A 17,388-nucleotide genomic window follows, 5' to 3' on the forward strand; every position below is an offset into this window, starting at 1 on the left:
GATCACACCTTCGTCCAGGAACCGTTGCGGGCGGAGCGGAGGACGGCGTCGACCAGCCGGGCCGATCGCAGGCCGTCCTCGAACGTGGGCAGCCCCTCCGGGCTGCCGCCGTCGATCGCGGCGTAGGTGTCCGCGACGAACGCTTCGAAGCACTGCGCGTACCCCTGCGCGTGCCCGGCGGGCAGTTTCGACAACCGGCGCTGCTCGGGCGAACCGTGCTCGGGGTCGCGGACCAGGATGCGGTTGCCGTCCGCGCCGCCGAGCCAGATCCGCTCGGGCTCCTCCTGGTCGAACACCGCGCTGCCCAGCGCGCCGTCCAGCTCGAACCACAGCCGGTTCTTCCGACCCGCGGCGACCTGCGAGATCGTCGCCGAGCCGAGCACGCCGGCGGCGGTGCGCAGCAGCAGTGCGGCCGAATCCTCGGTGCGGACCTCGACCCGGTCGCCGGCGACCTCGGTGGGCCCGGCGAAGGTCGGCCCGGCCGCCGCCGGACGGGTCGGGACCACAATGGACAGTTCTGCGAGCACGTCCGTGAACGTCTCGCCGGAAACCCACTGGACCAGGTCGCACCAGTGCGACCCGATGTCGGCGAACGCCCGCGACGGCCCGCCGAGTTCCGGATCGACCCGCCAGCTCGACGCGTCCGGCGAGAGCATCCAGTCCTGCAGGTAGCTGCCGTGCAGCAGGTTCCAGACGCCGAACTCGCCGGCCTGCCGCCGGGCGCGGATCTCCCGCACCACCGGGTGGTAGCGGTAGACGAACGGAACCGACGCCACCAGGCCGCTCGCCGCCGCCGCGGCGGCGGTCATCCGCTCGGCCTCCGCCGTCGAAATGCCCAGCGGCTTCTCGCAGATCACGTGCTTTCCGGCGCGCAGGGCGGCTTCCGCGAACGGCGCGTGCGTGGCGTTCGGCGTGCAGACGTGGACCACGTCGACGCGGTCGTCGGCCAGCACCTCGGCGAGGTCCTGGTACGCGGCCACGCCCCAGGCCGCCGCCACCTGCTTCGAGCGCTGCGGGGACGACGCCAGGACGCCGACCACCTCGGCGCCCGCGAGGATCGCCGCGCGGCGGTGCACGTCGCCGATCATCCCGGCGCCCAGGATCGCCACGCCTCGCCCGGAAGGTGCAGGGCTCACGAGGAGCCTCCTTCGGTTGGAACTGTTGACAACTACGGGTGTCTCACGCCCGAATTTCGTCGCGGTCAAAACTAGATCGCCCATTTTAAGTCGGCAAGATCTGTGATTTATTTTCTTTTCGGTCATTAATCGAACGCATGGCACGACGGGAGCAGCGACGATGGGGTGGGAACCGGTCCGGTTGGCGGTGCCGAGGACGTCCGGGCGGGCCGACGGCAACCTGGTGCACAGCGGGCTGGCCCGGCTGATCGCGTCGGGAGCGGCGGAAACGCGGGTCGAACTGGTGCGCGCCACCGGGCTCGCGCGGTCCACGGTCAACAGCCACCTCGACGCGTTGATCGCGGCCGGCGTGGTCGTCGAACGCGGCCCGGTGGGCAGCGGCGGGCGCGGCCGGCCCGCGCACCGGCTGGCGATCGCGCCGCGCGCCGGCGTCGTGCTGGCCGCCGACGTCGGCGTGCACAGCACCCGGCTGGCGGTCGCCGATCTGGGTCAGGACGTGCTCGCCGAGCGGCAGGTGGCGCTGGACATCGCCAATGGCCCGGAGCATTCGCTGGACGTGCTCACCAAGCACCTGCACGACCTGCTGGGCGACTGCGAGGTCGCGCGGGACGAGGTGAAGGCGCTGGTGATGGGCCTGCCGGGGCCGGTCGATCCGCGGCTGGGCATGCCGGTGCGACCGCCGATCATGCCCGGCTGGGACGGCTTCCCGGTCGGCGACGCGATGGCCGAGCGGTTCGCCTGCACGGCGTCGGTGGACAACGACGTGAACCTGATGGCCCTCGGCGAGGCCCGCGCGCTCCCCCCGGAGGAATCTCCCCTGCTGTTCCTGAAGATCGGCACCGGCATCGGCGGCGGCATCGTGTCCGCCGGCGGGGAGCTGCACCGGGGCTCCGACGGCGCAGCGGGCGACATCGGGCACATCCGGGTGCCCGGCGCGGACGACGTGGTCTGCCAGTGCGGCAACGTCGGCTGCGTGGAGGCCGTCGCGTCGGCCGAAGCGGTGATCCGGGCGCTGCGCACCGAGGAAGACGGCCCGCAGAGCACCGAGGACCTCGCGCGGCTGTTGCGCGACGGCGATGCGACGGCCGTGCGCCAGGTCCGCTCCGCGGCCGCGACGATCGGCGAGGTGGTGGCGATGCTGGTGCACTTCTACAACCCGAAGCGGATCGTCCTCGGTGGACTCATCACCGCCGCCGGCGACGACATGCTCGCCGGCATCCGCGGCGTCGTCTACCGGCGCGCGCTGCCGCTGGCCACCCGGAACCTGTCGCTGGTCAACAGCGCTTTAGGCCGCTCCGCCGGGCTGGCGGGCGCGGTGGTGGCCGCGATCGAGGACGTACTGTCACCGGACGGGATCCACCGGCTGATGCTTGACACGCCGCATCCGCGCGGCTAACTATTTGAGCCGTCTCACGCCGCAGTTCTGCCCCGGAACCGGGACGCCGACGCGCGATCCCGATGTCCCGAACCGCGAAGCGGAGATGATCATCGATGAGGCTGAGAAGCGCCGCGTCCCAAGCAATCGCCGTGACCACCGCGCTCGCGCTCGCGGGCTGCGCGGGCGGATCGCCCGGCGGCCCGACCGCCGAGCAGGCACCCGACGCGAAGGTCGTCGAACCGGCCGCCGCGCAGGGCGCCGGGGGCGAGGTGACCGCCTGCGGCATCCGGGACACCGGGGTGTTCAAGACGCTGACGGACTCCTTCAACGCCGGGGGAACCGGCGTCACCGCCCGCTACGTCGAGCTCGGCCAGGACACCGACGCCGCGCGGGCGCAGGCCATCCAGCGCCTCGAAGGCGGCTCGTCCGAGTGCGACGTCTACCTGATGGACGTCACCTGGGTCAGCGAGTGGGCCGCGCAGGGCTGGGTGCAGGACCAGACCAAGCTGGTCGAGCAGCGCAAGGACGGCTTCATCCCGTCCACATTGGAAACCTCGCGCTACGCGGACCGCTACTGGGCCACGCCGTTCTACACCAACGCGGGCCTGGTGTTCTACCGCAACGACCGGGTGCCGCCGCCGACCAGCTGGAAGCAGGTGTACGAGCAGGCGAAGCAGGACCCGCAGAACAAGGTCGAGATCCAGGCCAAGCAGTACGAGGGCCTCACGGTGAACTTCCTCGAAATGCTGTACTCCGCGGGCGGTTCCGTGCTCGACGAGAACGGCACCATCACCATCGACTCGCCGCAGACCCGCGCGGTGCTGAACCTGATGGCCGACGGTGTGAAATCCGGCGCCGTCGACCGCGCCTCGCTGACCTACGACGAGGACGCCTCGCGGCGCGCCTACGAATCCGGCGCCGCCGGCCACCTCCGCCAGTGGCCCAGCGCGTACAAGCTGATCCAGCAGACCGCCTCCGGGCCGGCCACCGCCGTCGCACCGCTGCCCGCGTTCGACGAGAACAGCAAGCCGTCGGCCGTGCTGGGCGGCTGGAACTGGGCCATCGCCGCCGCCTCCGACAACGTCGGCGGGGCCGTGGCGTTCATCGACCACGCCACCAGCCCGGAGTTCCAGAAGACGATGGCCCTCAAGCACGCCCAGGCGCCCGTCGTGGCGAGCACCTACGACGACCCCGACGTGCAGGCCGCGCTCCCGTTCATCACGCAGCTGAAGCAGTCCGTGATCAGCGCCAAGCCGCGACCGAAGTCGCCGGTGTACGCGCAGATCTCGAAGGCCATCAACAGCAACGTCTACCCGGTGCTGGCCGGACAGGTCGACGTGGAGACCGCGGTGCAGAAGATGGCCGCGGACATCAAGACCGCGCAGGAAACCTTCTAGAGGCGTCATGACCACCCTGACGAAGCCGAAGAAGCAGCGCGTCGACCACCAGCAGCGGCGCACCGCCGTGCTGATGGTCGCGCCCGCGCTGGTCGTCATGTTCCTGGTGGCGGCGGTCCCGATCGGCTACGCGATCTGGCTGTCGCTGAACGTCTACAGCGTGCGGCAGGCCGGCCTGTCGAAGTTCGTCGGCCTGGGCAACTACCTGGAGGCGCTGGTCTCCCCGGCCTGGTGGCACGCCTTCGGGCAGACGTTCCTGTTCGCGATCGTCTCGGTGGGCCTGGAGGTGGTGCTCGGGGTCGCGATGGCGCTGCTGCTCAACATGGCCTTCCGCGGCCGGGGCCTGCTCCGCTCCACGCTGCTCATCCCCTACGCCGTGCTCACCGTGGTCAGCGCCATCACCTGGCAGGCCATGTTCGAGTCGAACCTCGGCCTGGTGACCGGGATCCTGCGCGGGCTGGGGCTGCCCGGCGGCGACATGGTGTGGCTGGCCGAGCCGGGCTACGCCATGGCGGTGATCATCGTCGCCGACGTCTGGAAGACCGCGCCGTTCGTGGCGCTGCTCGTGCTGGCGGGCCTGCAGGTCATCCCCGCCGACGTCTACGAGGCCGCCGACCTCGACGGCGCCGGCCGGTGGCAGACGTTCTGGCACGTCACGCTGCCGCTGCTGCGCCCGGCGATCGCACTCGCCGCGATCTTCCGGCTGCTGGACGCGCTGCGGATCTTCGATCTGCCGTTCGTGCTCACCAAGGGCGCCAACGGGACGCAGACGATGTCCATGCTCGCCTACCAGGAACTCCGCGAGGGCAGGCTGATCGGGCAGGGCTCGGCGCTGTCCATCCTGACCTTCTGCACCGTGATGGTGGTGTCACTGGTGTACATCCGCTTCGCCGGGGGCAACATCCGCGACGTCTCCAGGGAGAACTGATGGCGATGGTCCTCGAAACCCCGAAACCCGCCCCACCGCGGCCCGCGCCCCGGCAGCGCGGGCGGGCGGACCGGAACCGGTTGCGGCCGGTGACGATGGTGTTCGTCGCGCTGGTCATGCTGGGCTCGCTGGTGCCGTTCTACTGGCTGATCAACACGTCGCTGAAGAGCGGCGCCGACCTGTCCTCGGGCAGCCTCTACCCCACCGATCCGTCGCTGCAGAACTACCTCGACGTCATCCACAACGGCAACTTCCTGACCGCGCTGGGGAATTCGGTGCTGGTCGGCGTCGTCACCACGGCGCTGGCGCTGCTGTTCGCATCGTTCGCCGCGTACGCGCTGGCGCGGCTGAAGCTGCCGCGCAAGGGCCTGATCCTGGGCCTCGTCCTGTCCGTCACCACGTTCCCGGTCATCGCGATCGCCGCGCCGATGTTCAAGATCTGGAGCGACATCGGCCTCTACGACACGCTGGCCGGGCTGATCATCCCGAAGCTCACCTTCGCGCTGCCGATGGCGATCTTCGTGCTCACCTCGTTCTTCCGCGAAATCCCGTTCGAGCTGGAGGAATCGGCGCTGATCGACGGGGCCACGCCGTTCCAGGCGTTCCGCAAGATCATCCTCCCGCTGGCGGTGCCGGGCCTGGCCACCACGGCGATCCTGGTGTTCATCTCGGTGTGGAACGAGTTCCTGCTCGCCGTCACGCTCACCTCCACCCCGGCGGCGCGGACCGTCCCGGTCGCCATCGCGTTCTTCGCCGGCACCAACGAGTTCGAGCAACCGATCGGCACCATCAGCGCGGCCTCGGTTCTGGTCACCATCCCGTTGCTGGTCGTGGTGCTGATCTTCCAGAAGCGCATCGTCGCCGGCCTGACCGCCGGTGCCATCAAGGGCTGAATCCACCTCTCACGAAGGAGTCCCGTTCATGAGTGACCCCACGCTTCGGGTCGGAGTCATCGGCATCGGCTGGGCCGGCCAGCAGGCGCTCGCCGCCTACCAGGCGCTCCCGGACGTCGAGATCGTGGCGATCGCCGGGCAGGAGGCGGACCTGCTCGCCTCGCTCGGCGAGCAGTACGGCGCGGAGCACCTGTTCGAGAGCTGGGAGAAGCTCATCGAGCTGCCGGGTCTGGACGCGGTCAGCATCGCCGTCCCGACCTTCCTGCACGCGCCGATCGCCATCGCCGCGCTGAAGCGCGGCCTGCACGTGCTCAGCGAGAAACCGCTGGCGCGCAACGGCGTCGAGGGCCAGCAGATGGTGGACGCCGCGCGCTCGGCCGGTCGCGTGCTGGACATCGTGTTCAACCACCGGCTGCGCGGCGACATCCAGGCCCTCGGCGAGATCATCCACCGCGGCGACCTGGGCCGCCCGTACTACGCGAAGGCGTCCTGGATGCGGCGGCGCGGCATCCCGAAGCTGGGCAGCTGGTTCACCAACCAGGAGATGTCCGGCGGCGGCCCGCTGGCCGACATCGGCGTGCACGTGCTCGACTACTCGCTCTTCCTGCTCGGCGAGCCGCGCGTCACCTCGGTCAGCGCCGTCACCTACGCCGAGCTCGGGCACCGCGACATCGGCGAGATGAAATGGAGCGCCAAGAGCGAGGCCGCCTCGAAGTTCGAGGTCGAGGACTTCGCGGCGGCGTTCCTCCGTCTGGAGGGCGGCGGCACGCTCGTGCTGGAGACCTCGTGGGCGGCGTTCCGGGACCCGCTCGACCTGATCGACTTCAGCGTCCTGGGCACCGACGGCGGCGCCGAGCTGCGGGCCGTCGGCGCGACCAAGGCCAAGGTCGGCGACCTGCGCGTGTACCGGGACGTCGACGGCGAGATCGCGGACTACACCCCGCCCGCCGAGCCGGGCTGCGCGCACGCCGGGGTCGTGGAGAACTTCGTCCGCGTGCTGCGGAACCCGGAAGAGTGGGCCGCCAACGACGGTTCCACCGCTCTGAGGCGTGCCCGGGTGATCGACGCCTGCTACCAGTCCGCCGCCGAGAAGAAGGAGATCACGGTCGAATGAGCCCGCTTCGCATCACCGTCTGGAACGAAGGCGTCCATGAGTCCACAAAGGACCCCGCCGGGATGGCCGAGTACTACCCCGGCGGCATCCACGGCGCCATCGCCGCCGGAATCGGCGAGCAGCTGCCGGACGCGACGGTGCGCACCGCACTGCTCAGCGACCCGGAGCACGGGCTGCCCGAGCAGGTGCTGGCCGACACCGACGTGCTGCTGTGGTGGGGCCACAAGGCGCACGGGCAGGTCGACGACGAGGTGGTCGACCGGGTGCAGCGGCACGTGCTCGGCGGGATGGGCCTGCTGGTGCTGCACTCCGGGCACTTCTCCAAGATCTTCACCCGGTTGCTCGGCACCACCTGCTCGCTGAGCTGGCGCAACGCCGCCGAACGCGAGGTGGTGTGGACGGTCGACCCGACGCACCCGATCGCCGAAGGCGTGCCGAACCCGCTGGTGATCCCCGAGCAGGAGACCTACGGCGAGTTCTTCGACATCCCGGCGCCGGACGAGCTGATCTTCATCAGCTCCTTCACCGGCGGCGAGGTGTTCCGCTCCGGCGTGACGTTCAACCGGGGCCGCGGCCGGATCTTCTACTTCAGCCCCGGCGACGAGCGCTACCCGGTGTACAACCAGCCGGAGATCCGGCGCGTCCTGGCCAACGGCATCCGCTGGGCGGCCCAGCCCGGAATCCCGCGCACGGCACCCAGCGTCTCCAACCCACCCCGCAACTGGTACCTCGCGGAGTAGATCGAGCACGAAAGGCACCTTTCACCAACGTATTTGGTGAAAGGTGCCTTCTACCTTGCTTCCGAACCCCTCACTTGGCATTGGCTCAGACCTGGATCCCGGCCCAGCGCGCAAATCCGGCGAGGGAAGTCGTGGCGCGTCGGTCGGCGGTCGCGAGCGCACGAACGGTCTCGCGCACGGACGGGTGCATGCGGGTGTGGTGGGGTGAGACCCGGCGCGCCATGTTGAGTTCTCCGAGCGCTTTTTCCCGGTCGCCGTGCAGCATCCACGCACGTGCTTGGTCGATGTGGTGATGCCCCACGCGTTCCGGGCGTGTCGCGTCCGCGACTGCTACGCGACTGGCGCGGGTCACGGCCTCGGTACCGTCGTTGCGCTCCACTGGAACCGCGCACCAGTGGATCACGACATTGAGCTCGCTGGCATCGGTGTTGTAGTACGGGGCCGTCACCGCGCCCAGGGAGACTCTTGTTCGTGCTTCCCGGATGTGGTCGTCGGCGCGTTCGCCGTCACCGTTGCGCGCCGCCATGACCGCTGCGCGGAGATGCAGTTGTGCCGCGACGCCATGAGCTGCGGCGTCGGGCCGTTGATCCTCGACGTGTCGCAGGGCGCGATCGAGCAACCGCAGTCCAGCCGCGTAATGGCCGTTCTGCAGGAAGTGCGTCGACCGGTGCCAGTCGGACACGGCGCTCCGAAGCGGGTCACCGGTCGCGGGCGCGAGCACCACATGTCGCTCGGAGGCGGTTGCGGCGATGTCCGGATGACCGAATCGCCCTCCAACGGTCGCGGCGAGCCGATACGCGTCGTGCAGCAGTGCGCGGTTCCGCTCACCCTGCCACGTCGTCGGTGATGTCCCGGCGACGTGCACGAAGAGATGGTGAAGCACCTGCGGGAGAACCATCGCCAGTTCGGCGTACTTCTGAGCCCTGCGAAAGGACTCGGCTCGATCGAGTTGCTTCCGGATGCTCTCCGGGTTCAGGGCCGGTTCCGCTGGTTGCGGGTCGTTGAAGCACTGGAGTGCTTCCCGCAGTTCGGAAATCCCCGAAGCTTCGCCGTGGAACCCGGAAATGTTGTCGGCGACCTGCACGCCGTAGAGTTCGCGGACCTCTACGCCGAACACCGATGCACAAGCGGCGACGAAGGCCGGGCTCGGCGACGTCCTTCCTTGTTCGACCTTCTTGACCAAGCTGGTCGAGACGAAGATGCGCCCCGCCAGCTGCGCCTGGGTCCACCCGGCCAGCTTGCGGAGCCGACCGATCCTGGCCCCCGCTCCCGCATCCGCGTTCATACCGGCATTGCCCCTTCCTTGTCCCTCCAGATCACTAGTAACTCATAGTGTCGATGATGTCACAGGAGGTGATCCCATTGTTGATGTCCCGATCGCATCGGTTCAGCTGGCAACCGGGTGACGGCGCGCGGCACGCGACCGCTGACGAGCGCCCCGATCGAGGCCGGCCGGTGGGCACGCGGATCAGCACGTTGTGCGGCACGCAGGTTCTCTCCGACGAATCGGTCGAGGCGTGGCTGTGGGTTACCTGCCCTCGCTGCAACATCGAGGCGCACGAGCTCGCGGGGATTCCAATGCCGGGAGCGGCCGATGAACCGCGCTGAAGTTGATGAGCTGCTGCGCGAGCTGCGCCGTCGTGGTGGAGTGTTCTACGCGTTCGGCCCGAGGGATGACCCCGAGGTGGTCGTCCATGCGCACTTGTGGCCCACCTGCGCGGATGTTGTGATCCTGCGCGGAGAGGACGATGCGACGGCCTACCGGACGCCGACGATGCCGGGAGCTGATGTGTTCGCTCCTGTGCTGGTGTCGTGGCAGTACCACGCTCCCGCCGCGTGGACGCTGCGTGCGGTGCTGACGCTGCCGACTCCGGGCGATGTTCATGCACCGATCGCGGTGCTGAAACCTGATCCGCTGTGCTTCCTGGCTCTTGATCTCCAGCGACCGGTCACCATTCGCCCGACGCCGCCCACCGATCCGCCACTGCCACGCCGTGCCGACGACGTCGAGCGATTGCTGCCGACGTCGGAACCGTCGTACCCACCAACAATCAGGGCGCGCTGACGCCAAGCCGAATCCTGCTCGGCTTGCAGCAGCTCCAGACGCGGTGGGGGCACCTTGGCCGACTCCCCGCCAAGGCCCGTGCCCCCACCGACACCAACCTGCTGCTCATGAACCTTGCCGAGGTCAGGCTCCTCGTCTCGTTATCACGGGGTGACGCTGAGGATCTGGTCGTCGTCCGGGCCGGGCTCGCCGTTGTTGTCCTGGTTGGACGTGGTCACCCAGAGGGTGCCGTCCGGCGCCGCGACGGGCGTGCGCAGGCGGCCGTACTCGCCCTGGAACAGCGCCTTCGGCTCGCCCAGGGTGCCGTCGTCGGCGAGCGGGATCTGCCACAGGCGCTGGCCGCGCAGCGCCGCGACGTAGACGTTGCCCTGGTGGATGGCCAGGCCGCTGGGCGATGCCTCCGACGTCTTCCAGGTGACCAGCGGGTCCACGTACTCGTCGTTGCCGCAAGTTCCCTCGCACACCGGCCAGCCGTAGTTCTTGCCACCCTCGATGCGGTTGACCTCGTCCCAGGTGCTCTGGCCCAACTCCGCCGAGAACAGCCGCCCGGCCGAATCCCAGGCGAGGCCCTGCGGGTTGCGGTGGCCCATCGAGTAGACCACCGAGTCGCCGAACGGGTTGTCCGGCGCGGGCTTCCCGTCGGTCGTCATGCGCAGGATCTTGCCGTTGAGCGAGTTCACGTCCTGCGCGTTGTCCGGGTCCTGGGCGTCGCCGGTGGTGGCGTAGAGCATCCCGTCCGGGCCGAAGGCCAGCCGACCGCCGTTGTGGAACCGGTTCTTCTTGATGCCGGTCAGGATCGGCTGCGGTGCCTCGCCGAGGCGCAGCTTGGCGATCCGGTTGTCCTCGCTGGTGCTGTAGAAGACGAAGACCGTCTGGTCCGAGGCGAAGTCCGGCGACGCGGCGATGCCCATCAGGCCGCCCTCGCCGTCGGTCGGCTGGGAGTCCTCGATGCGCTGCACCTCGGCGACCTGTCCGTCCTTCAAGGACATGATCTGGCCGGTGTCGCGCTGGGTGAACAGCGCCGAGTCGTCGGGCAGGAACGCCAGGCCCCAGGGGATGTCGAGCCCGGTGGCGACCGGGGTGGCCTCGGCCGCCGAGGCGGTCGGCGGGAACACCAGCGCCACCGCTGCGGCGCAGGCGATTAGCGCACTGGCACGACGGATCATCGCGCGGCCTCCTTCTGTCGGGGTGAGGCGGCGGATCACCAACAGCGATCCAAGCAAACCGCGACCACGCGCAACACCGCCGTGAGGAGGTATCAACCAATCGCCGGCGAGTAGTGCTTCGGGTCGTCGCGCCGGTCGGGCGGCGGGAGGTTGCGGGGCGGCGTTTCGACAAGCGGGGCATCGGCCGGGATCTCGCCGCGCTCGCGCCGCCATCCGGCGCGGGCGCGCGGGTGGTAGCGGAGGTCGAACGGGACCAGCCTCCAGGCGAGGCCCAGCGCGCGGCCGAGCACGCGCAGCAGCCGTGCGTCGCGGGAAGTCCAGCGGTAGCCGAGCTTTTCGCGGATGGCGGGGTCGTAGACGCCGACGGTGAGCCAGACGAAGCCGCGGCTGATCGGGATCCGGGCGAGCCTCCACAGCGGATCCGGCAGCCACTTCATGGTGGGCGGCTTGCCGATGCGCGCGATGTCGAGCACGTCGCGGGTGGCCTTGTTGTCCTCCAACACGTTTCGGCACATGTGGTCCCAATAGCGCCGGAAGCTCGCCCAATCCGGCGGCACCGGGCGCATGCTCATGCCGTAGAGCCGGTACCACTGGACGCCTTCGGCGTAGACCTGCTCCTTCTGCGCCTCGGTGAGGGGCTTGCCGAAGTGCTCGTTGATCAGGATCGGCATCACCAGGAACGTCGAGTGCGCCCAGAAGTAGGTGTCGGGGTTCAGCGCGTGGTAGGGCCGGCCGTGCTTGTCGACGCCCTTGATCGTGTCGTGGTAGCCGCGCACCTGCCGGGCCGTTTCGCGGGCGCGGGGGCCGTCGTAGAGCACGCCGCCGATCGGGTACAGCGACCGGTAGAGCCGTTCCCAGCGCTCGTCGAAGAACCGCGAGTGCTCCTCTACGCCCGCGCCGAGCTGCGGGTGCATGTTCTGCATCGACCCGGCCCACAGCGCCAGCAGCAGCCCGCGCCAGTCGCCGAAGTAGCGCCACATCAGGGAATCGGGCCCCAGCGGGGTCGGCTCGGACATGGTGCTCCCTTCGAAACTGAGGACACCTGTATTCAAAATATGGCGGCCCCCGCAGGCCGTCAATCGCCCCTTCCGGGCCCGAGGCGGCAGGCCATATTTGACCGATCGTTCTCGAACCAGGTAGCGTTCCGGCCGTGGCGAGGACCAAGGAATTCGATCCGGACGCGGCGCTCCAACGCGCACTGGAGCTGTTCTGGGAGCGCGGGTACGAGGCCACCTCCATGGCGGATCTCGTCGCACACCTGGGGATCGCCCGGGCGAGCATCTACGCCACCTACGGCGGGAAGCACGAGCTCTACCTGAAGGCCCTCGACCGGTACCTCCAGTTGCGGGACCCCAAGGTCGTGGAACGACTGTCGCAGCCGGGCCCGGCACTGCCCGCGCTGCGCGAGCTGATGGACTCCTACATCGCCGAGACGCTCGCCGACCGGCGCGGCTGCATGGTGGTCAACGCGGCGGTCGAGCTGGCGCCGCACGACCGGCAGGTGGCGCGCGGCGTCCATTCGAGCTGGGACGTGCTGGAAACCTCCCTGACCTCGGCGCTGACCCGGGCCCGCGCGCAGGGCGAAGTCCCCGAGAGCTGCGATCCCCGCGCGGCGGCGCGGCTCATCCTGGTCGTGCTGCAGGGAATCCGGGTGCTCGGCCGGACCGACCCCGACCCCGGGCGCCTGCGCGACGCCGCCGAGCAGGCACTGGCCTCGCTTCGCTGAACCTCCGGACGCGGAGCGGTTTCGCGCGCCCGGATTCAAGACCGATCGATCCGAAAAGAAGGACACCATGACATCCCGCTTCACCGGCAAGGTCGCCCTCGTCACCGGCGGCGGCTCCGGAATCGGCCGGGCCGCGGCCCTGGCCTTCGCGCGCGAAGGCGCCACCGTCGTGGTCGCCGGGCGGAACCCGGAGCCGCTGGCCGAGACGGTCGAGCTCATCGAGGCGTCGGGCGGCCAGGGCAGCCCGGTCACCGCCGACGTGTCGGACTCCGACGACGTCGCGCGCCTCGTCGCGACGGCGGTCGAACGCCACGGCGGCCTGCACGTGGCGTTCAACAACGCCGGCGTCCTCGCCACCGGTCCGGTCGCCGACTTCGACGAGCAGGACTGGGACAGGCTGATGGCCATCAACGTCACCGGGGTCTGGCTGTCGATGAAGCACGAGATCGCCCACATGCGCGAGCACGGCGGCGGAACCATCGTCAACACCTCCTCCAACATCGGCGCGCACCGGCGACGCCCGGGAACGGGCGCGTACGCGGCGACCAAGGCGGCGGTGAGCGCGCTGACCCGCACGGCAGCCCTGGAGTACATCGGAGAGGGCATCCGGATCAACGCCATCAGCCCCGGGCCGATCGAAACCACCATGTCCCTGCTGCCTGGCGAAACCGAGGCGGAGCGAACGGAGCGCGCGAAGACGACGCAACCCATCGGCCGGGTCGGCACGCTGGAGGAAGCGGCCGCGGCGGTGCTCTGGCTGGCCGCCCCCGAATCCGGCTTCACGGTGGGACACGACCTCGTCCTCGACGGCGGCGCCAGCGCCTAACCCAGCACGGGCCCGTGAGTACTTTGTGCTGCCATAGCAACACAAAGTACTCACGGGCAGCTCACAGGCCGAACACGCCCTTGGCCCCGTTCCAGGCGTCCTTGGCCTTGTCCTTGGCGCCGTCCACGGCGTCGCCCGCCAGGTCCTTGGCGCCGTTCCACAGGTCGCCGGCGGCGTCCTTGGCGTGATCCGCGGCGTCGCCGACGTACGGAGCGGCCCACTTGATCCCGGCGTCGACCACGAACGCCGTGACCCCGCCCAGCACGATCGGCGTCACCACCCAGGTCGGCGGAAACGCCATCGCCACCGCCGTCGCGGCGAGCAGGCTGCCGCCGCCGGCCACCACGCTGGTGGTCACGTGCCCCGGGTTCGTCGGATCCTGGGCGATGTCCAACCCGGTGAACACCGTGGTCACCGCCAATCCCAGCAGTGGCACGGACTTCACGACCTTGGGCGCGAAGTTGAGCGCGCTCGTCGGCGTGGCGAGATCCCCGACGGTCGTGGTCAGGATGAACCGGGCGTCGCGCAAGGCCACCGCGAACCTGCCCTGGTCCTTGGCCAGGCCACCACCGAAGAGCTCGTGCATTCGCCGCTTTTCGAGCACATTCGCCAGCGCGGTGTCGAGCTTGGCCAGCAGCGCCGAAGTCCGGGCCGCCTGCGCGGCCACCGGGTTCGCAGCGACCAGCGCAGCCCGCATCTCGGCCGAATCCGCCGCGGGGCCGAGGCGTTCCAGCGCCTCCTGGATCCGGAACCTGCTCCCGGCGAGCCATGTCGCGTACGCGCCGGAGGCGAAGTCCGTCCAGGTCATCCAGCTCTGGGCCTTCTTCTTCAGCTCGTCGAGCAACGTCGCCTGCGAGTCGTTCTCGGTCTGCCGCGCCTCGGCGGCGGTGTGCGCGCATTCCTCGTACGCCGCGCACTTGCCCGCGAAATCGGCCAGCGCCTGGTTGCCCGCGTCGAACACCTGCCGTTCCGCCGTGCTGGGACATCGCCCCTTCGGCAGCGGTGCGGGCGCCGACGGCGGCGGGCCGGGCGGCTCGCAGATGGTGGTCTCGGTCACCGCCAGGCCCGCCGCCACCGCCACCCCGCGCGCCTGGCCCATCCGCGCTCGAACGGTGTCCAGGTCCGCCGCGTGCGCCTCCATCGCCTGTGCGGCGCCTTCGAAATTCCCCGACAAGCCGTCCACCTGGGGACCGGCCTGCGCCATCAGGCCGCGGAACGCGTCGGCGGCCGGGCCCGTCCAGCCCGCCTCCGACTGCCCGCCGGCCTTGCGGATGTCGGTCCCCGAGTTGTGCGCGGCCGCGGCCATCGCGCGGAGCCACTGCGCGCTCGCCCGGACGCTGCCGGGATCACCCTTCACGTGCGTGTCGATCGGCATCGTCGCCGGCCTCCCTTCCGTTCCGGCCGGTCAGGGCCGCTCGTCGACGAACTGCCCCTGATCGATCCCCACGTACTCGACGCCGCTGTGCGCGACCTGCTCCCCCGCGGCGACGAGCCCGCGCACGGCCCCGAGGGCGGACTGGCACAGCAGCGCCATCGCCGCGCACACCGCTTCGCTGCAGTCCCCGGCCTGCGGGACCGGAGGCGCCGCGCCTGCGGCGTCCAGGGCGTCCGCGCTGGCCCGCAGCACGTTCGCGACCGAGCCCAACGTGCCCGGGTCTGCGGTGAATCCGCTCATCAGGCCGCCCCCCGTTCCCGGAGCTCGGCGGGCAGCGGCGCGTCCCAGATGACGAGGTCCGCGGCACACCGGTGCCGGACCTCGTGCAGATCCCCGGTCCGGATGGCGATCCACGACTGGTGCTCGCCGCAGCATTCGGCGAGCAGCTCGGCCGAGGAGTAGACCAGCAGCGCGAGCCGGCCGTCGGGGAGTCGGCGCAGCGCCACTCCCGCCTCGGAGCGGTCGGCCGCGACCCGCTGCACCGGGACGTGGAGCCGCTCGGGCCCGTCCCCTGATTCCTGGCCGCTGTACTCCGGCCCGAGCACCGGCGGCGCGACCTGCGGCCGGTTGCTGTCCGTGCGACTGAACGACATGACGATCTCCTGTTCACGACATGCGAAATCACACCTGGAGAAGTGGAACCGACCGAATTCCCCACGCATCTCGGTCGCAAGGCAAGGACGGTTCCGGTTCCCCGGCGGTTCCCGCGCCGCGCGGAGACTTCGCATTCGCGATGGCCACCTACACTCGCGGTGGCGGATGTCTGCAGGAAGGTGCCCCGGAGTGATCAACAAGAGTCGGCTCAGCGTGCTGCTGGTGCGCACGGCGCTTTTCTTCGTCGCCGCCGTGGTGCTCGGCTTCATCTACGAGTGGCCGTCGTTCGCCGTCATCGCCGCCGTGATGACCGGCGCCGCCACGCTGGTGCAGCTCGGCGGGGTGCTGTGGCTGCGGCGCACCGAGCGCCGCGACCCGGAGTCCGCCAAGGAGCCGGTGCGGACGGACGGCTTCCTCTGAGGCCACCTTGCCGACACTACCCCCTGGGGGTATAACGGAGGTGTCGCCGAGGACCCCGAGGAGGTCGCGATGCACGGCTACACCCAGAACAAGGACGACTACGCCAAGCGACTGCGCCGCATCGAGGGCCAGGTGCGCGGCCTGGCCCGGATGATCGACAACGACGAGTACTGCATCGACGTGCTGACCCAGGTCTCGGCGACCACCAAGGCCCTGCAAGCGGTGGCCCTGGGGCTGCTGGACGAACACCTCCAGCACTGCGTCGCCGAGGCGGTGGCCGACGGCGGCGGGCAGGCCGACGAGAAGATCCGCGAGGCCAGCGACGCGATCGCCCGGCTCGTCAGGTCCTGAAACCCAGCCCGGGTATGGTTGGTGTCGTGCAGGCGCGTTCGAGGCTGGTGCGGTGGGGACTCCTGGTAGTCCTCGCGCTCGGCGTGGTGCTGATGCACCACGTGCCCGCGCAGCACGACCAGCCACACCCGTCGGCCGCGGTAGCCATGCATTCTGCGATGCCCACCGAGCACAGCGAACCGCCCGCAGCGCCGGACCACGGCCTGCTGCACCTGTGCCTGGCGATCGCCGCCGGGTTCATCGCGCTCCTGCTCCCCCTCCTGCGCCGCATCGCGAGCGCCTCGGCCGAGAACCCGAAGCCGCTCGCGATCACGGCGTTCACCCGCTTCCGGCCGCCCACCCCGGTGCCCCGGCGGTTAGCGGTGTTGTGCGTGCTTCGGCGCTGATCGGCAGCTGAGCGGCCACGGATCCACGTGGCCCGCTTCCGCATGCCCTTTTCAGCTCACGAAAGACGAGGACAACACCATGAAGCGCACGCGCGTGCTCACCGCTGCCATCGGCGCGGTCGCGGCGGCGGCCGTCCTGGCCGGCTGCGGCGGCGGTGACGACATGAACAACATGCCCGGCCACGGGGCGCCGACCAGCGCCACCCAGCCCGGGGCCGACCAGCAGGCGGCGAACAACGCGGCCGACGTCACGTTCGCGCAGGGCATGATCCCGCACCACGAGCAGGCGATCGAGATGTCCCGGCTGGTGCCGGAGCGGGCGCAGTCCGAGGAGGTCAAGAACCTCGCCCGGCAGATCGAGGCCGCGCAGGGCCCGGAGATCCAGACGCTCACCGGCTGGCTGCGCGACTGGGGCGCCCCGGCGTCCATGCCCGGCATGGACCACGGCGCCATGGGTCACGGCGACATGGGCGGCATGATGTCGGACACCGAGATGCAGCAGCTCGAACAGGCCCGCGGCGCCGAGTTCGACCGGCAGTTCCTGACGCTGATGATCAAGCACCACGAGGGCGCGGTCACCATGGCGCGCACCGAGCTCGACAGCGGCCGGTTCCCGGCCGCCAAGCAGATGGCGCAGCAGATCATCGACACCCAGCAAGCCGAGATCGACACCATGCGCGGCCTGCTCCCCCAGGGCTGACCACCCGCAGCGAGGGGGGGGGGGGCCCCCCGGGGGGGGGGGGGCCGCGCCCGGCCGCGGGGGCGGCGGCGGTCAGTTCAGCCCCCCTCCGGGCGCGCCGCCCGCCGCGCCCCGCCTCGCCGCGGGAGGAGCG

21 protein-coding genes are annotated in these 17,388 nt (G+C 70.2%); 14 read left to right on the top strand and 7 right to left on the bottom strand.

What is annotated here, in order from left to right:
- Window positions 1-2 precede the first annotated feature (2 nt).
- On the bottom strand, window positions 3-1,136 hold the full coding sequence (locus tag AB0H93_RS36820) for a Gfo/Idh/MocA family oxidoreductase (protein ID WP_358579738.1): 1,134 nt from the start codon (window positions 1,134-1,136) through the stop codon (window positions 3-5).
- A 160-nt stretch (window positions 1,137-1,296) separates the two neighbouring features.
- On the opposite strand from AB0H93_RS36820, the gene AB0H93_RS36825 reads away from it, so the two are divergent.
- From AB0H93_RS36825 to AB0H93_RS36850, 6 genes are all read left to right on the top strand, one after another.
- Window positions 1,297-2,532, top strand: a complete 1,236-nt coding sequence (locus AB0H93_RS36825) for an ROK family protein (protein WP_358579740.1) — start codon at window positions 1,297-1,299, stop codon at window positions 2,530-2,532.
- A 131-nt stretch (window positions 2,533-2,663) separates the two neighbouring features.
- Entirely contained in the window at window positions 2,664-3,911 is a 1,248-nt protein-coding gene (locus AB0H93_RS36830) for an ABC transporter substrate-binding protein (RefSeq protein ID WP_358579742.1), read from the top strand.
- Between the two features lie 7 nt (window positions 3,912-3,918).
- The gene (locus AB0H93_RS36835) at window positions 3,919-4,839 is read left to right on the top strand and encodes a sugar ABC transporter permease (protein ID WP_358579745.1); all 921 of its coding nucleotides are present in this window, start codon (window positions 3,919-3,921) and stop codon (window positions 4,837-4,839) included.
- Complete coding sequence (locus tag AB0H93_RS36840) at window positions 4,839-5,732, top strand: carbohydrate ABC transporter permease (protein WP_093259903.1); 894 nt, start codon at window positions 4,839-4,841, stop codon at window positions 5,730-5,732. Before AB0H93_RS36835 ends, AB0H93_RS36840 begins: the two co-directional genes overlap by 1 nt.
- Window positions 5,733-5,760: 28 nt before the next feature.
- On the top strand, window positions 5,761-6,846 hold the full coding sequence (locus AB0H93_RS36845) for a Gfo/Idh/MocA family oxidoreductase (protein ID WP_358579748.1): 1,086 nt from the start codon (window positions 5,761-5,763) through the stop codon (window positions 6,844-6,846).
- Entirely contained in the window at window positions 6,843-7,586 is a 744-nt protein-coding gene (locus tag AB0H93_RS36850; RefSeq protein WP_358579751.1) for a ThuA domain-containing protein, read from the top strand. Before AB0H93_RS36845 ends, AB0H93_RS36850 begins: the two co-directional genes overlap by 4 nt.
- Window positions 7,587-7,671: 85 nt before the next feature.
- Here the strand turns inward: AB0H93_RS36850 and AB0H93_RS36855 are convergent, their stop codons facing one another.
- On the bottom strand, window positions 7,672-8,871 hold the full coding sequence (locus AB0H93_RS36855) for a helix-turn-helix transcriptional regulator (RefSeq protein WP_358579753.1): 1,200 nt from the start codon (window positions 8,869-8,871) through the stop codon (window positions 7,672-7,674).
- A 56-nt stretch (window positions 8,872-8,927) separates the two neighbouring features.
- Between AB0H93_RS36855 and AB0H93_RS36860 the strand changes: the two genes are divergently transcribed.
- Window positions 8,928-9,194 carry a zinc finger protein gene (locus tag AB0H93_RS36860; protein ID WP_358579756.1) on the top strand — a complete coding sequence of 89 codons (267 nt, stop codon included), beginning with the start codon at window positions 8,928-8,930 and terminating at the stop codon, window positions 9,192-9,194.
- Entirely contained in the window at window positions 9,181-9,651 is a 471-nt protein-coding gene (locus AB0H93_RS36865; RefSeq protein WP_358579759.1) for a hypothetical protein, read from the top strand. The genes AB0H93_RS36860 and AB0H93_RS36865 overlap by 14 nt, the downstream gene beginning before the upstream one ends.
- A 143-nt stretch (window positions 9,652-9,794) precedes the next feature.
- Here AB0H93_RS36865 and AB0H93_RS36870 read toward each other — a convergent pair whose 3' ends face one another.
- Together AB0H93_RS36870 and AB0H93_RS36875 are read right to left on the bottom strand one after the other, a co-directional pair.
- Window positions 9,795-10,817, bottom strand: coding sequence for a PQQ-dependent sugar dehydrogenase (locus tag AB0H93_RS36870; RefSeq protein ID WP_358579761.1), 1,023 nt, complete (start codon window positions 10,815-10,817; stop codon window positions 9,795-9,797).
- 92 nt (window positions 10,818-10,909) lie between these two features.
- Complete coding sequence (locus AB0H93_RS36875; protein ID WP_358579763.1) at window positions 10,910-11,833, bottom strand: oxygenase MpaB family protein; 924 nt, start codon at window positions 11,831-11,833, stop codon at window positions 10,910-10,912.
- A gap of 134 nt (window positions 11,834-11,967) precedes the next feature.
- Between AB0H93_RS36875 and AB0H93_RS36880 the strand changes: the two genes are divergently transcribed.
- Window positions 11,968-12,543 (top strand): TetR/AcrR family transcriptional regulator, encoded by a 576-nt coding sequence (locus AB0H93_RS36880; protein WP_358579766.1) that lies wholly within the window; start codon window positions 11,968-11,970, stop codon window positions 12,541-12,543.
- A 67-nt stretch (window positions 12,544-12,610) separates the two neighbouring features.
- A complete protein-coding gene (locus AB0H93_RS36885) occupies window positions 12,611-13,369 on the top strand; it encodes a glucose 1-dehydrogenase (protein ID WP_358579769.1) in 759 nt (252 codons plus the stop codon).
- 61 nt (window positions 13,370-13,430) lie between these two features.
- On the opposite strand, the gene AB0H93_RS36890 is transcribed toward AB0H93_RS36885, so the two are convergent.
- Genes AB0H93_RS36890 through AB0H93_RS36900 form a run of 3 tightly spaced genes read right to left on the bottom strand, consistent with a single transcriptional unit; the run spans window position 13,431 to window position 15,397 of the window.
- Entirely contained in the window at window positions 13,431-14,744 is a 1,314-nt protein-coding gene (locus AB0H93_RS36890) for a hypothetical protein (RefSeq protein WP_358579771.1), read from the bottom strand.
- 30 nt (window positions 14,745-14,774) lie between these two features.
- Window positions 14,775-15,044, bottom strand: a complete 270-nt coding sequence (locus AB0H93_RS36895) for a hypothetical protein (RefSeq protein WP_358579773.1) — start codon at window positions 15,042-15,044, stop codon at window positions 14,775-14,777.
- A complete protein-coding gene (locus tag AB0H93_RS36900) occupies window positions 15,044-15,397 on the bottom strand; it encodes an SAV_915 family protein (protein WP_358579775.1) in 354 nt (117 codons plus the stop codon). The genes AB0H93_RS36895 and AB0H93_RS36900 overlap by 1 nt, the downstream gene beginning before the upstream one ends.
- 190 nt (window positions 15,398-15,587) lie before the next feature.
- Between AB0H93_RS36900 and AB0H93_RS36905 the strand changes: the two genes are divergently transcribed.
- The 4 genes from AB0H93_RS36905 (at window position 15,588) to AB0H93_RS36920 (ending at window position 17,255) form a co-directional block, all read left to right on the top strand.
- Window positions 15,588-15,818 carry a hypothetical protein gene (locus AB0H93_RS36905; protein ID WP_358579777.1) on the top strand — a complete coding sequence of 77 codons (231 nt, stop codon included), beginning with the start codon at window positions 15,588-15,590 and terminating at the stop codon, window positions 15,816-15,818.
- A 69-nt stretch (window positions 15,819-15,887) separates the two neighbouring features.
- Entirely contained in the window at window positions 15,888-16,169 is a 282-nt protein-coding gene (locus tag AB0H93_RS36910) for a metal-sensitive transcriptional regulator (protein WP_093259926.1), read from the top strand.
- Window positions 16,170-16,195: 26 nt separating this feature from the next.
- Window positions 16,196-16,555, top strand: a complete 360-nt coding sequence (locus AB0H93_RS36915; protein WP_358579780.1) for a hypothetical protein — start codon at window positions 16,196-16,198, stop codon at window positions 16,553-16,555.
- A 79-nt stretch (window positions 16,556-16,634) separates the two neighbouring features.
- The gene (locus AB0H93_RS36920) at window positions 16,635-17,255 is read left to right on the top strand and encodes a DUF305 domain-containing protein (protein WP_358579782.1); all 621 of its coding nucleotides are present in this window, start codon (window positions 16,635-16,637) and stop codon (window positions 17,253-17,255) included.
- Window positions 17,256-17,388: the final 133 nt, after the last annotated feature.

Origin of the sequence: Saccharopolyspora sp. NPDC050642, assembly GCF_040654735.1 — a bacterium.
Classification (GTDB): Bacteria; Actinomycetota; Actinomycetes; order Mycobacteriales; family Pseudonocardiaceae; genus Saccharopolyspora; species Saccharopolyspora elongata.

Excerpts from the sequence above, each read along its gene's own strand:
- AB0H93_RS36825 (WP_358579740.1), top strand. The coding sequence starts at position 1,297 with ATGGGGTGGGAACCGGTCCGGTTGGCGGTGCCGAGGACGTCCGGGCGG.
- AB0H93_RS36835 (WP_358579745.1), top strand. The coding sequence starts at position 3,919 with ATGACCACCCTGACGAAGCCGAAGAAGCAGCGCGTCGACCACCAGCAG.
- AB0H93_RS36840 (WP_093259903.1), top strand. The coding sequence starts at position 4,839 with ATGGCGATGGTCCTCGAAACCCCGAAACCCGCCCCACCGCGGCCCGCG.
- AB0H93_RS36845 (WP_358579748.1), top strand. The coding sequence starts at position 5,761 with ATGAGTGACCCCACGCTTCGGGTCGGAGTCATCGGCATCGGCTGGGCC.
- AB0H93_RS36850 (WP_358579751.1), top strand. The coding sequence starts at position 6,843 with ATGAGCCCGCTTCGCATCACCGTCTGGAACGAAGGCGTCCATGAGTCC.
- AB0H93_RS36855 (WP_358579753.1), bottom strand. The coding sequence starts at position 8,871 with ATGAACGCGGATGCGGGAGCGGGGGCCAGGATCGGTCGGCTCCGCAAG.
- AB0H93_RS36860 (WP_358579756.1), top strand. The coding sequence starts at position 8,928 with ATGTCACAGGAGGTGATCCCATTGTTGATGTCCCGATCGCATCGGTTC.
- AB0H93_RS36865 (WP_358579759.1), top strand. The coding sequence starts at position 9,181 with ATGAACCGCGCTGAAGTTGATGAGCTGCTGCGCGAGCTGCGCCGTCGT.
- AB0H93_RS36870 (WP_358579761.1), bottom strand. The coding sequence starts at position 10,817 with ATGATCCGTCGTGCCAGTGCGCTAATCGCCTGCGCCGCAGCGGTGGCG.
- AB0H93_RS36875 (WP_358579763.1), bottom strand. The coding sequence starts at position 11,833 with ATGTCCGAGCCGACCCCGCTGGGGCCCGATTCCCTGATGTGGCGCTAC.
- AB0H93_RS36885 (WP_358579769.1), top strand. The coding sequence starts at position 12,611 with ATGACATCCCGCTTCACCGGCAAGGTCGCCCTCGTCACCGGCGGCGGC.
- AB0H93_RS36890 (WP_358579771.1), bottom strand. The coding sequence starts at position 14,744 with ATGCCGATCGACACGCACGTGAAGGGTGATCCCGGCAGCGTCCGGGCG.
- AB0H93_RS36895 (WP_358579773.1), bottom strand. The coding sequence starts at position 15,044 with ATGAGCGGATTCACCGCAGACCCGGGCACGTTGGGCTCGGTCGCGAAC.
- AB0H93_RS36900 (WP_358579775.1), bottom strand. The coding sequence starts at position 15,397 with ATGTCGTTCAGTCGCACGGACAGCAACCGGCCGCAGGTCGCGCCGCCG.
- AB0H93_RS36910 (WP_093259926.1), top strand. The coding sequence starts at position 15,888 with ATGCACGGCTACACCCAGAACAAGGACGACTACGCCAAGCGACTGCGC.
- AB0H93_RS36920 (WP_358579782.1), top strand. The coding sequence starts at position 16,635 with ATGAAGCGCACGCGCGTGCTCACCGCTGCCATCGGCGCGGTCGCGGCG.